Origin of the sequence: Chryseobacterium gotjawalense (genome assembly GCF_030012525.1) — a bacterium.
Classification (GTDB): Bacteria; Bacteroidota; Bacteroidia; order Flavobacteriales; family Weeksellaceae; genus Kaistella; species Kaistella gotjawalense.
The window spans coordinates 124,731-137,803 of record NZ_CP124855.1 but is presented as its reverse complement, the minus strand read 5'-3'; the positions used below and the strand labels follow the sequence as shown (position 1 = coordinate 137,803).

Genomic DNA, 13,073 nt, shown 5'->3' with positions numbered 1-13,073 from the left:
TTTAAAAATTTAAGTTGATACCAAAAGACCATACCCGCAACATCGGCGTATACCCAAGGGTATTAAATTCAGGATCAGTTCCTTTGTAATTAGTCCATGTCCAAAGATTTTGTCCCTCTAGATATACACTTGCTTTTAATTTGCTATTTCCCAACTCAGGAAGAAGATACTTTACACTTACATTCTTTACACGGATATAGTAGGAATCGTCCACAGTAGCATCACTTAATCTAAAATTAGCATTCGCCGTTGTCAGTGTACTCTTACTTCCAGAGGTGGGCTGCTGATAGGTGGCATCGGTATGTTCAGGTGTCCAATAGTCGGTAAAAATTGCAGGATAATTCCCCATTGTTCCTAGATTAGCAACACTACTCAATATATTCTCTCGCGTCTGCTTGGAAACTTGCATCAACAACTGCAGGTTCCAACTTTTATAGTCCAGACTATTTTGTAAACCGCCATACCATTGTACTCCTATATTCTTTATTACGGTGCGATCATTAATATCTAGTTTTCCATCACCATTCACATCTTCAAAACGGTATATTCCCGTAATAGGATCCACACCTAGATAATGGTACAGCTTCTTCATAGTGGTAGATTGCCCTATTGCAAAGGTATTCGCATAAGTAGAACCGCGTAGGTTAGGAAAATCTATCAGCGTATTTTTTGGAATTGATAAATTAAGAGAAGTCGTCCATTTAAAGTTTATTTTCTTCACATTCTCACTTTGCAAAGTAAACTCCCAACCTCTATTTTCGACAATGGCATTTAGATTCGCTTGTATAGAACTAAAACCTGTGCTCATAGGCAGTGGAATACCTACCAACTGGCTAGACGACCTATTTCGATACCATCCTACGGAAGTTGTTAGTCTATCTTCAAAAAAACCTAAATCTATACCAAGCTCTAGTTTACGGGTGACCTCCCAGCTAAAATTGGGATTATACAATCGACTAGGCGTCATACCCGGTACACCATCATAGGAAATTCCTGTATTTTCGTAGGTATCATAATATTGATAGTTTCCAATAAGGTCACTCCCAACGCTACCATAACTGCCCCTCAATTTTCCCGTACTTAACCATTTTACTTCCTCCAAGAATACTTCATCATCAAATAGCCAAGCCGCACCTATGGCACCAAAGTTCCCAAATTTATTGTTCGGCCCAAATCGACTACTCCCGTCTCTTCTACTCGTCACATTTACAATATATCGTCCTTTATATTGATAGTTAAGTCTTCCGTAGACAGACATATATTTGTACACGAAGTTATCCGAACTACTCACCACGATATTGGCCGCAGAACCAATATTCTCTATCATTTCATCCGATGGAAAGTTGGAGGCATATATTGCTGTACCCTCACCCGTCTGTTCCTGAAAAGTTCCCCCTACCAATGCCTGAACATGATGCTCTCCCCATTTCTTATCCCAATTGAACTGCGGTTCCAATATCCAACTGTTTTGTAAGGTATTTCCCAAGCGTAGTGCTGATTTATCACTTCCTATATTATTGGCGGGATCATAGAAAGTTTTGGGAAACAACTGATTCTCCTTAGATTGCGCATCGGTATATCCACTATTTAGTTTAAGCTCAAGCCCCTCTCCAATTTGGTAGGTTATATTAATAGTAGCCATCAGTTGCTTAGCAGTACTTTTGTATCGTTGCGTAGCTGCAGCCATCGGATTGGTAAAAGTGCTCTTTTCCCAGTTCAGTACTCCCAATGAGGTATACAATGCTGGAGCATTAGGTGTTAAAGAGCTATAGACTCTGGAAAAATCTGTAGGTGGCAATAAGTTATTTTGCGTCGTATAATAGGAACTTAAATTGAGTTTTAGTTTTTTATCTGCGCTTTGGTGGGACAAGTTTACTCCTACAGTATTTCTTTTATACTTATAATTACCAGGAAAGACCGTTCCCTGCTCATCATGTCCTGCATTAATGGAAAACTGAGTACTTTCAGTGCCTCCCTGTATATTTAACCTTGTACTGTTCTGCTCCGCATAACCGCCTACCATGTACTTTTGCCAATCGGTATATCTGTTAATATCCCAGGTTCCATTTATATCATAAGCATTCACAGGGTATTTGGTAATACCGTCATTAGCAAAAGCCTGTTTTCGTAATGAGATATACTGTTCCGTATTCATCATTTGAGGCATTTTGCCTACATCTGCTAATCCCTGGGCAACATTCAGCGAGACAGCTGTCCGTCCCTTTTTCCCTTTCTTTGTAGTCACCAGTACCACACCGTTAGCTCCTCTGGATCCATAGATCGCTGTAGCATCAGCGTCTTTCAGTACCTCAAAACTTTCAATATCGTTCGGGTTGATTACATTTAATGGATTGGTTTCCTGAGACGGCAATATAGCTGCTGACATCCCAAATTTGAAGTCGTTACCTGCAGGTACTGGTATACCATCTATAACGTATAAAGGCGTATTGGCATTATATCCTCCAATAGCGTTTGTTCTTAAACTATTTCTTCCCCGTATCTGCACGTCATATCCCCCACCTGGCGTTCCACTATTCTGCACAATGCTCACCCCCGCCATTCTCCCTTGCACGGCCGAAAGCACATTGTTCACCGGCTGATTCTCAATATCCTTCGCGCTCACTTTCGAAATACTCCCCGTACTTTCTTTAGCCTTCACATTGTAGTATCCCGCATTCAGCACCACTTCTTCAATCGACTTTACTTTTTCGGTAAGAGCAACCGTAAAAGTGGACTTTCCATCGGTGGTGATTCTTCTTTCACCGTACTCCGGATGCCGGAAAATAAGGATGGGATTTTCTCCTGCTATTTGGAGCGAGAAAGTTCCGGTTTCGGTGGTGGTCGTCATTTGGCTACTGCCTTCTTGGGTGATGACTACCCCACTAATGGGTTTTTCTCCGTTGTTCACCGTGCCCGTGACGGTGCGGGTTTGTGCCTGGACCTGCGAATGAATCGCAGAAAACACCAGACAACCGGAAACAAGTCCTATGGTTGATAGGATTTTTTTCATAGTTTTGTTTTTTAATTGTTAGTTCATTTTTGTACTGATAATTGTTATTGCTCTTTCCTGTGGGGTCTGCAAACTTTAGGGAAAGGGCGTTTTTTTTCTTTAAGATGATAGAGAAAAGAGAAAAGATAATAGAAAAAAGATGATAGACCAGGCGTTGCACCGTTTAAAAAGCTGATGGCGCATTCAAAAGGTTCATTCTTTTTCTTACTTCTGATTTCCGGTTCCTGACTCTTATTTTTTATCAAGAGAAAAGAGAAAAGATAATAGATAATAGAGAAAAGATGATAGACCAGGCGTTGCACCGTTTAAAAAGCGGATGGCGCATTCAAAAGGTTTAATTCATCCTTTTTCTTCATTCTAATTTCTGGTTCCTGACTCTTGAAATACTCAAATACTTCTCATGAACTCCTCATGAACTATCCATGAAGTATCCATGAAGATTCTGTGTTGATTTCCAAATAAAATATTTATTTTTTTTTGTAAATTTGTTTTTCAAGTCAGTCAAGAACTAGACTCTGTAGCGTGTTAAACCATTTGTGTTTGCACGCTATTTTTTGTTTGATATTCTTTGTCATATTCTGTTTCGTTTTTAAATAATAGGTAAATTAATTCTAAAAGTTTTCTTTGTATTGTTACCAAAGCTTTCATTTTTATACCATGTTTTGAAACTAATCTTGCATAGATATTTCTAAAATTATCATCCCATTTTACCGCAGCTAAAGCTGGTAAGTGAAGTGATTTTCGCAGATTCCTATTTCCCTTTTAGATATTCTCGGCTTGCCTTTTACGGATGTTCCTGATTGCTTTTCTATTACATCAAGACCTGCATAACTCGATAATTGAGATTTGTTCCTAATGAGTTCAAAACCGTTTGTTTCCGCTAAAACGATTACCGCTGTTAAATCTCCGATTCCCGGAATCGTTGTAACTCGTCCTATAATTTGCTTTATTTTCGGATGAAGATCTACAATCGATTTAATATCATTTTTAATTTCTTTCTCTTGTGTATTTAAAAATCTGATACGCAACTGCATTCTATCTAAACTTTTTAAATTAGGCTCTGCTTCAGTCTTTTCAGCATGAATTTGATTTTTAATAATACTTCTTTCCAGAACGATCTGGTCTCTTTCCCGAGTCAACTGTTGAAGTTCTTTATAGGCTTTTTCTGGTCTTTTCCACGCTTCTAATTTTCGTTCCAATCCAAATTGAGAAATGGCTTGAGAACAACTCTTGTCTGTTATCGTTTTCACCTCCAAAGTTCTCATGTAATTGCTAATCTTGTTGGGTAAAACAACACTAACATTGTACTTGTTTTCTTCAAGATAATAGGCGAATTTTTGGTGATAAACTCCTGTCGCTTCCATCACATAATTAACTACGACATCTTGGTTTCTTAATTTATTAATCCACTCAACCAACAATCTCATACCATTATCAGTATTTTTAAAAACTTTGTATGTAGATAAATCAATTGAAAAATCTTCAAATAAACATCCGAAAGTAACCACTAATTCTTTCTGTGCGACATCAATCCCTGCCACTTGTTTCAATACTTTTTTCATCATTATTTTTTAACTTATTTTAAAAGTGATGAATCTTCCTTCGTCTTTTCTCCTGGTTGGATATTCTGGATATTAAGCTCTGCCTAATTCCTTACATTCTGTTCAGACTCTAAAAGATAAATAAGAATGAGGTGTTTTCTTCATGTGAATATGTCTCTATGAACTATTTAGTATCAATTTCACTCTCATTCTTACTCACTTTATGTTGCAAAAGTAATCATACGAATTATTCAGTGTTACACCTTTGCAAACATAGGAGTATCCATGAAGATTCTGTGTTGATTTCCAAATAAAATATTTATTTTTTTTTGTAAATTTGTTTTTCAAGTCAGTCAAGAACTAGACTCTGTAGCGTGTTAAACCATTTGTGTTTGCACGCTATTTTTTGTTTGATATTCTTTGTCATATTCTGTTTCGTTTTTAAATAATAGGTAAATTAATTCTAAAAGTTTTCTTTGTATTGTTACCAAAGCTTTCATTTTTATACCATGTTTTGAAACTAATCTTGCATAGATATTTCTAAAATTATCATCCCATTTTACCGCAGCTAAAGCTGGTAAGTGAAGTGATTTTCGCAGATTCCTATTTCCCTTTTTAGATATTCTCGGCTTGCCTTTTACGGATGTTCCTGATTGCTTTTCTATTACATCAAGACCTGCATAACTCGATAATTGAGATTTGTTCCTAATGAGTTCAAAACCATTTGTTTCCGCTAAAACGATTACCGCTGTTAAATCTCCGATTCCCGGAATCGTTGTAACTCGTCCTATAATTTGTTTTATTTTCGGATGAAGATCTACAATCGATTTAATATCATTTTTAATTTCTTTCTCTTGTGTATTTAAAAATCTGATACGCAACTGCATTCTATCTAAACTTTTTAAATTAGGCTCTGCTTCAGTCTTTTCAGCATGAATTTGATTTTTAATAATACTTCTTTCCAGAACGATCTGGTCTCTTTCCCGAGTCAACTGTTGAAGTTCTTTATAGGCTTTTTCTGGTCTTTTCCACGCTTCTAATTTTCGTTCCAATCCAAATTGAGAAATGGCTTGAGAACAACTCTTGTCTGTTATCGTTTTCACCTCCAAAGTTCTCATGTAATTGCTAATCTTGTTGGGTAAAACAACACTAACATTGTACTTGTTTTCTTCAAGATAATAGGCGAATTTTTGGTGATAAACTCCTGTCGCTTCCATCACATAATTAACTACGACATCTTGGTTTCTTAATTTATTAATCCACTCAACCAACAATCTCATACCATTATCAGTATTTTTAAAAACTTTGTATGCAGATAAATCAATTGAAAAATCTTCAAATAAACATCCGAAAGTAACCACTAATTCTTTCTGTGCGACATCAATCCCTGCCACTTGTTTCAATACTTTTTTCATCATTATTTTTTAACTTATTTTAAAAGTGATGAATCTTCCTTCGTCTTTTCTCCTGGTTGGATATTCTGGATATTAAGCTCTGCCTAATTCCTTACATTCTGTTCAGACTCTAAAAGATAAATAAGAATGAGGTGTTTTCTTCATGTGAATATGTCTCTATGAACTATTTAGTATCAATTTCACTCTCATTCTTACTCACTTTATGTTGCAAAAGTAATCATACGAATTATTCAGTGTTACACCTTTGCAAACATAGGAGTATCCGTGAAGCATCTATGGAGCATCCTATTTTCAATCAAGAACTACTTTTTGCTAGGCTCTTTTTACTTTTTACTTGGCTCTCTTTACTTGGCTCTCTATACCTTCACTTGGCTCTTTTTACTTTTTACTTGGCTCTTCAGATTGCTTTAGGGGAAAGCAAAACACAAATGATGAAGAAAAGAAATACTTCCCCGCTAAAGACCAATCCTTTAAAGAGCTTTGATATGAATGTGAATGTAGCTCTAAGTATCGTTGAAATAATAAAAATAAATCTTCATGATGAATTCTATTAAAGTTTTTGATATAACGTAGTCTTTAAAACAAGACCATTTCCAAATAAGCGTACTGCCGTAACATCCAGCATCCAGCATCATACATCCAGCACCCGGCATCACAAATCCCACATCCAGCCAAAAAAACAACCAACGCTACCCGCCTCTCATCGCTTTTCAATATCATTTGGTTAATTGGAAGAAAGAACCTATTTTTAACGTGCGAGTTTTTAAGTAGTTCTGAATCCCACAATCCTCCTTTTCCGGGGGCTTTGGTGTGCTTAAGGGCAAATGATTTTACAGGATTTGTGTGGCACTGGGCTGCACAAAACCTTACCCTCTCACGGCAGTGAGGAGCGTTGGCGTTCTTTATGTCCTGATGGGTATCGGGAGACTGGTGGTGAGAACCTTGAGGTTCTTCTGATTTTAAGGAGGAAAGTAGGTAAATGTCGTTCTCATACAATGTGTTTTGGGGTTATGGAACGATGTTTTTGGATGCGAAGTAATCCTTGAAAAAGCAAGGAGCGGTTTCACACTTTAGAACTAAGGGCGACCAAACCCTTCTTCCCGAAAGAAGCTACCATCTAAAGTTTACGTGAAAACCGACTCCATGCAAATACAAAAGTAAGAAACTTTTTGGCACGGAGCGATTTCACGGTGTTCTCGATGGTAAATTGGTCGTTCTAGTTCGAGAAAACATCGTTAATCATGGTGTCTTACACCTTAATTATCAAATCGCTACACAAATATATAATAAATATCAATCACATGCAAATAAGTTTTAAAAATAAAACAATTAACATTAAAAATTCTCATAATGAACATTGAAGATAATAATGCTACTGCTACTTTATACAGAAAGAAACTTGGTGAAACATTAAAAATAAAAAGAGAAGAAAAAGGTTATTCTATTTCAGATATTATCTACATGTCCGGTCTTTCGAAAAGTACCGTTCATAAAGTCGAAAGCGGCGACGCAAAGACAATTGATTCTTATATAAACTATGCAGTATCTGTTGAATATCAATTTGCAACATTAGCTGATTTTAAGATCAAATTAATACCAATAAGAATATTATCTCCTGAATTACGGGAAAGATCTAAATTAACGCAAAAAATAAGGCAATATATTATTCAAAATAATTTCTTAGCCAACGGAAAAACAGTTGCACAAATTCACGATGAACTTATCAGATTAAAGCAAATAAGTGCTACACAAGTAAGTTCTACAGGTATTTCTGGGGTGATGAGAAACCTTTCAAGCGATAATATTGTGAAAGTTGGTGGTAAGGATGGAAGGAAGAATTTGTATGTGAGGGTGGAATAAAGGCGCGAATATATTTCCACAGCGGTATAGATATTTTTATCGAAGTTTTTTGCATTTGATTAAGTTTTAATAAGTATAAAATTATTGTATTTTTATCCCGCCTGCAGAAATACCCAACCTTTATATGCAATAATTCCCCAACAGTACAATAAATGCAAGATTTTATTTATCACTACACTTCAATTGAAACATTAGCACTAATATTAGAAGGAAAAAAAATTAAATTTTCAAGCCTTGAAAATATGGATGATTTAAATGAATCACAATTTTCGGATGAAGATGATATAAATTTTTCTTCTCATACTTTAATCTCTTGTTGGACTAAAAATGATGAAGAAAATTTAGCTTTCTGGAAAATGTATACTCCAGATATGAAAGGAGTTAGGATAAAAATACCAAGACACATTTTTGAAAATTATATTTTTTTGACTGATGATGTGGTTTATGTTGATCCAAACACTTTAATAATAGAATCATTAGTTCCAAAATCGGAATGTTTTAATGAAAATTATTGGATTATACCTTTTAAAGGTAATTTAGTAGAAGTTGTTTATACCGAAGATGATGATTTATTACGACCGAAAATTTATGATAAAGAAACAGAACTTGTTAGTTTCAGTAAAGTTGCAAAATACAAATCAACAATATGGCAGTTCCAACAAGAAATTAGATTTAAATTGACCGTGCTTCCTACCAAAGATAAAAACGGAAATAATTTAAATCCACTAAATGATTTTAAAAGGATTATGCATGAGAAAATTCGAGCACCATTTGCGCATTATTTTTTAGAAATGCGAAACGAAGCATTTGAAAAAATGGAAATAACTCTTGGACCAAAATGTACATTAGCCGAAGAAATAATTGTACAATCATTACTTGATAAATTTAATCCCAATGCAAAAATTGAACAAAATAAATTCAAAGGTTTAATCAAATAATTACTGCAGATAATAACTAAGCTTTCGTTTTGCCCAACGGGCAAGAAATGAAAAATAGGTTTAATAAAAAGGGATTTAAAAGCAAATTAATAAATTTGGTTTGACTGATGAAGAAATAAGCTTCATCACTAGCTGATTGAGAGAGGAAGAATAAAAATAAGTTAGTTAGAATAAAGTCAAGCAACCATATGAGAAATTTATTATGAAGCTTAGAGTATTGCTTGTATCCATAAAAGATGTTTTATAAATACAGCTCTTCATAAAGCCTTTTTAAATCATAAACAAAAAAATGATCTGACTTATGTAAAATGTAATCTTCCCTTGTTTAGGCACACTCAAAAGTAGAGTTTTTTGATAATATTTTATTGTTGTCGTTGTTGAAATTTTGTTGGAATGTGGGAAACTCATTTGCGCTATTTTGATTGAGTTTTCCATATTTCAATAAAAAATCCCGTGGTGTAAGGTATTGTAACGCACTATGCGGTCTCTCATTATTGTACATCCACATCCATATTTCTGCATAATTTCTCATTTGTTTGATGTTCTCAAAGAGGTAAACACTTAAAAACTCTGTCCGGAATGTTCTGTTAAATCTCTCAATCAATGAGTTTTGTGTAGGTTTCCCTGGTTGAATAAAGCTTAGTTCGATATTCTCTTTGTTGCAATAATCTTTCATTTTTTCTGCAATAAATTCCGGTCCGTTGTCCACTCTTATTTTTTCAGGTTTTCCCCGCCATTCAATTAATTGTTCCAATTGCGAGATTACTTTTGCAGAGGGCAAGCTGCTGTCAATAGTGATGTTTAAAATCTCTCTGTTAAAATCGTCAATGATATTAAGGGTTCTCACGCTTTTGCCATTTTCCAAACTGTCGTGCATAAAAGCCATGCTCCAAGTAACGTTCGGATAGATGGGGCGAACCAGTGGTTGTTTTATCCGTGCTGGAAGCCGCTTTTTCCTTTTACTTCGCAAATTTAATCTCATCGACTTATAAATCTGATAAACCCTTTTGTGATTCCATCCAAAGCCTAAGTTTTTCAACCGATTGTGCATCATCCAAAAGCCCCACGTTTGATTAGAATCTGCAAGTAAAATAAGTTCTGCACGGATTTCATCATCTGAACTTTTAAATACCTGACGATAATAATAAACTGAACTTCTTAAACTGAACACTTTGCACGCCTTGCGCAAACTCATGTTATGGATTTCTTTCGAATAATCCACCAACTCACGCTTCTCACAAGGCGTTAGAGCTTTTTTTCGATCACATCTTTTAAGACGACAATCTCCAAAGTTTGCTCAGCTACGATCTTTTTATATTGCGAAAGTTGCTTTTCCATCTCTTTCATTTTTGAAAGTTGCTGAACATCCAATCCACCATATTTGCTCTTCCACTTGTAAAAGGTTGGCTGGCTAATTCCATGCTCCCGGCAAATCTCATTTACCGTTTTTCCCTGATTTTGTTCAGATAATATCTTGATGATCTGAACTTCTGAAAATTTACTGTTTTTCATAGTCTTTCAAATTTAAAAACTATATTTTTAAATGATCCTATTTTTGGGGAAGATTACATATACTATGAATTACCCTTTAAAGTGAGAAAATTATGAAAAGTCCTTTTACAGGAAAAGAAATGAAACTGACCAAAGAGAAAAGAACAGTCAGTTTCAGAAAGCAAAAGATTGAATATACAAACCTCAGTTATTTTTGTGAGCAAAGCAACGAAAGTTTTGTATCCACCGAATTAGAGGAACTCAACATTAAACAGATTCATAACAAATATCGGGAATTGAATAATATCCCTTTCCCGGAAGAAATAAAAAAACTGCGGCAGCACTACGGTCTTGCAGCCGCTAAAATGAGTGAATTATTTGGTTTTGGGCCTAATCAGTACGCTCTGTATGAGGGTGGTGATATGCCAAGTATATCTAATGCTAAATCGATCAGTTTGGCACTGGACCCACTCGTTTTTAAAAAAATGATAGAAGAAAACAGAGTTATCATCAAGGAAAAGGAGTTTAAATCAATCGTTTCAAAAATTACGACGGTGATGATGGACGAATGTGATTTCTTTATTGAGGATTATTTGTTGGGTGACCATAATCCCACTGCATTCACAGGTTATAAAACACCAAGTTTTGAGAAGCTTTCGAATATGACCGTTTTTTTCGCTGAGCATCTTAAACCGCATAAAACTACCCTGAATAAATTATTGTTTTATGCAGATTTTGGACATTATAAGAATCATGCTTCCTCAATAACCGGTTGTAGGTATGCGGCAATTCCTTACGGACCGGTACCAGATAAATTTAACAGTTTATTCGATAAAATGAGAAGCGACTGTTTTATCAATGTTGAATACAAAGAATATCCCAATGGATCATTGGGCGAGAAATTTGTTCCTAATTCAAAATTCGTTTTTAATGAATCTTTATTTGAAAAAACGGAATTAGATGTTATGGAAAAAGTAAAAGATGATTTTAAAGGAAAATCTTCAAAAGCTGTGGTTGAAATAAGTCATCGAGAAACAGCTTGGCTTGAAAACCAGGAGGACAGGTCATTAATAAATTACGAACACGCATTTGATTTAAACTTGCTTTAGTGAAAAAGAGATGAATTTTAAATAAAATAACAATGTGGCAAAATTATTATGTTATTAACAAAAAAAGTACTGTCCCGCTTTTCCTCGTCAAAATTCAAGAGCTTATTTGCCGTAAAGCCACTCACCTTAAGCCTTTGCAGGTAAACTGCAATAGTTCGTCGTTTCACACCAGTCTGTTTTTCAATCAATCGCTGTGAATAGCCGCGATCTATCAACCGAAAAATCTGTTTAATTTTTTGCATACATAGAGGTTTATTTGCCATAATGCCAGCTTTTATTCTTGTGGAATTTAAACTGGCAATTAATTTGTTTTCTTGAACCTCAGTGGTGTACTTTGTGTCGGAATGTCACTATTTTTTAATGAGTCATTAAAAAATATAATTCACGATTTTTTCTTAAATAATGCATTTAAGTGGTGCACTTTGTCTCGGAATGGTGGTGTATTTTACAGTGGAAAATTCATTTTATTGGTTTACCATTTCTTTTCAATCAAATTTGAAATTTCGTCTAATGGCAATGATCCAAAATATAAATCTTGACTTTTTGAATACTTACTTTTTTTAAATTTTTCGGTTGGTTCTCCAACACATTTTAAAATAACTTGTTTGTAGATTACATTAGAATTTTTATTTATAAAATTAATTTCAGCATTTAATCTAATAGCATAACTACCATCAGTATAAGTGCCTTCTGATTCACCTTCTATTTTTTTGATCCAAATTAGAACATTTGAATCCTTAATTAAATTAAATTCATAATCTAAAATATTAAGATTTTTAAAAGTGATCGTGGGTTTTTGAATTTCTTCTATATCACAATTTGCATCTTTATCGGTGTAGAAAACAAAGAATTTTAATATTTTTGTGTTACGTGTTTCGTCTAATGATGGAGAACAATCGAAAGCCTTAAAATAATTTAAATTTGGTTTTTTCCAATCCTTAATAGAATCTATACGTTCTTGATATTCTTTTCCACTTTTGCGATGACTTAGATAGTCTAATCCAATAAAATTGCAATACCTATTAGAATAATCCAGGTACATCCAAAGCCTCTATCTCCTCTCATTATTTAATTTAAAATTTATGCCAATGGTTGGCTATTTCTACAAGTGCAAAATATATAAAAACTTACCTAGCCTTAAAAATTTTCGCTAAAACTTTGTCACTCCTGTAAATTAATCGAGAAGGAACAAATCCTTTTTTTTGCTAATTTTCGGTTGATATTACAATTTCCTCGAAGTTATTTAAATTCAATGTCTCAAAAAAATGATCTGTTAATTTGTCTAAAGAAGGAGTAATAATATCTTCTTCTAGGTAATCTTCAATACCAGGATGAAAAGCAAGAATAGTTTCATCTGAGATTGTTAAGCGATGCCGGATGGTCTTAAAGAATTTAATTTCAGAATATTCGATTTCATCATCAGCCTGAATCGTTTTAATTGCAAAATCCAACAAAAGAATTTCTTCTTTTTCATTTAATTCAGCATTTTCGAGAATATTTAAATATTCTTTAATAAAATGATGCCCATCTGAATTTATTTTCTGAACCAAATTATTAATAGCCTGTTGAAAATTAAAATTTCCGAACTGTTCTGAATTTTCACAAAGAAACTGTATCATTTCAATTTCTCTCTTGTCAATATTTCCGTCTGATGCCATACAGCAGAAAGCTGTTTTTAGCAAAATCTCATCAAAAGTTACCTTATCCAT

11 protein-coding genes are annotated in these 13,073 nt (G+C 34.4%); 4 read left to right on the top strand and 7 right to left on the bottom strand.

The window, feature by feature from the left end:
- Window position 1 precedes the first annotated feature (1 nt).
- The 3 genes from QGN23_RS00590 to QGN23_RS00580 all read right to left on the bottom strand — a co-directional run bounded on the left by QGN23_RS00590 (window position 2) and on the right by QGN23_RS00580 (window position 5,969).
- On the bottom strand, window positions 2–3,010 hold the full coding sequence (locus tag QGN23_RS00590; protein ID WP_282905115.1) for a SusC/RagA family TonB-linked outer membrane protein: 3,009 nt from the start codon (window positions 3,008–3,010) through the stop codon (window positions 2–4).
- Window positions 3,011–3,726: 716 nt separating this feature from the next.
- The gene (locus tag QGN23_RS00585) at window positions 3,727–4,575 is read right to left on the bottom strand and encodes a transposase (protein ID WP_282904865.1); all 849 of its coding nucleotides are present in this window, start codon (window positions 4,573–4,575) and stop codon (window positions 3,727–3,729) included.
- 353 nt (window positions 4,576–4,928) lie between these two features.
- Window positions 4,929–5,969, bottom strand: a complete 1,041-nt coding sequence (locus QGN23_RS00580; protein WP_282904866.1) for an IS110 family RNA-guided transposase — start codon at window positions 5,967–5,969, stop codon at window positions 4,929–4,931.
- Between the two features lie 155 nt (window positions 5,970–6,124).
- Here QGN23_RS00580 and QGN23_RS00575 point away from each other — a divergent pair, with 155 nt between their 5' ends.
- The 3 genes from QGN23_RS00575 to QGN23_RS00565 all read left to right on the top strand — a co-directional run bounded on the left by QGN23_RS00575 (window position 6,125) and on the right by QGN23_RS00565 (window position 8,764).
- Window positions 6,125–6,520, top strand: coding sequence for a hypothetical protein (locus QGN23_RS00575; RefSeq protein WP_282905114.1), 396 nt, complete (start codon window positions 6,125–6,127; stop codon window positions 6,518–6,520).
- A gap of 796 nt (window positions 6,521–7,316) precedes the next feature.
- Entirely contained in the window at window positions 7,317–7,826 is a 510-nt protein-coding gene (locus QGN23_RS00570; RefSeq protein WP_282905113.1) for a hypothetical protein, read from the top strand.
- A gap of 152 nt (window positions 7,827–7,978) precedes the next feature.
- Complete coding sequence (locus QGN23_RS00565; RefSeq protein WP_282905112.1) at window positions 7,979–8,764, top strand: hypothetical protein; 786 nt, start codon at window positions 7,979–7,981, stop codon at window positions 8,762–8,764.
- A 325-nt stretch (window positions 8,765–9,089) separates the two neighbouring features.
- On the opposite strand, the gene QGN23_RS00560 is transcribed toward QGN23_RS00565, so the two are convergent.
- Entirely contained in the window at window positions 9,090–9,986 is an 897-nt protein-coding gene (locus QGN23_RS00560; protein WP_282905111.1) for an IS3 family transposase, read from the bottom strand.
- A gap of 23 nt (window positions 9,987–10,009) precedes the next feature.
- A complete protein-coding gene (locus tag QGN23_RS00555; RefSeq protein ID WP_133439681.1) occupies window positions 10,010–10,276 on the bottom strand; it encodes a transposase in 267 nt (88 codons plus the stop codon).
- Window positions 10,277–10,368: 92 nt separating this feature from the next.
- Between QGN23_RS00555 and QGN23_RS00550 the strand changes: the two genes are divergently transcribed.
- Window positions 10,369–11,364, top strand: a complete 996-nt coding sequence (locus QGN23_RS00550; RefSeq protein WP_282905110.1) for a type II toxin-antitoxin system antitoxin SocA domain-containing protein — start codon at window positions 10,369–10,371, stop codon at window positions 11,362–11,364.
- A 472-nt stretch (window positions 11,365–11,836) separates the two neighbouring features.
- Here the strand turns inward: QGN23_RS00550 and QGN23_RS00545 are convergent, their stop codons facing one another.
- A complete protein-coding gene (locus QGN23_RS00545) occupies window positions 11,837–12,406 on the bottom strand; it encodes a hypothetical protein (protein ID WP_282905109.1) in 570 nt (189 codons plus the stop codon).
- Between the two features lie 163 nt (window positions 12,407–12,569).
- Window positions 12,570–13,073 (bottom strand): tellurite resistance TerB family protein, encoded by a 504-nt coding sequence (locus QGN23_RS00540; RefSeq protein WP_282905108.1) that lies wholly within the window; start codon window positions 13,071–13,073, stop codon window positions 12,570–12,572.

Coding starts and splice junctions, on each gene's coding strand:
- QGN23_RS00590 (WP_282905115.1), bottom strand. CDS start 3,010: ATGAAAAAAATCCTATCAACCATAGGACTTGTTTCCGGTTGTCTGGTG.
- QGN23_RS00585 (WP_282904865.1), bottom strand. CDS start 4,575: ATGATGAAAAAAGTATTGAAACAAGTGGCAGGGATTGATGTCGCACAG.
- QGN23_RS00580 (WP_282904866.1), bottom strand. CDS start 5,969: ATGATGAAAAAAGTATTGAAACAAGTGGCAGGGATTGATGTCGCACAG.
- QGN23_RS00575 (WP_282905114.1), top strand. CDS start 6,125: ATGAACTATTTAGTATCAATTTCACTCTCATTCTTACTCACTTTATGT.
- QGN23_RS00570 (WP_282905113.1), top strand. CDS start 7,317: ATGAACATTGAAGATAATAATGCTACTGCTACTTTATACAGAAAGAAA.
- QGN23_RS00565 (WP_282905112.1), top strand. CDS start 7,979: ATGCAAGATTTTATTTATCACTACACTTCAATTGAAACATTAGCACTA.
- QGN23_RS00555 (WP_133439681.1), bottom strand. CDS start 10,276: ATGAAAAACAGTAAATTTTCAGAAGTTCAGATCATCAAGATATTATCT.
- QGN23_RS00550 (WP_282905110.1), top strand. CDS start 10,369: ATGAAAAGTCCTTTTACAGGAAAAGAAATGAAACTGACCAAAGAGAAA.
- QGN23_RS00545 (WP_282905109.1), bottom strand. CDS start 12,406: ATGTACCTGGATTATTCTAATAGGTATTGCAATTTTATTGGATTAGAC.
- QGN23_RS00540 (WP_282905108.1), bottom strand. CDS start 13,073: ATGGATAAGGTAACTTTTGATGAGATTTTGCTAAAAACAGCTTTCTGC.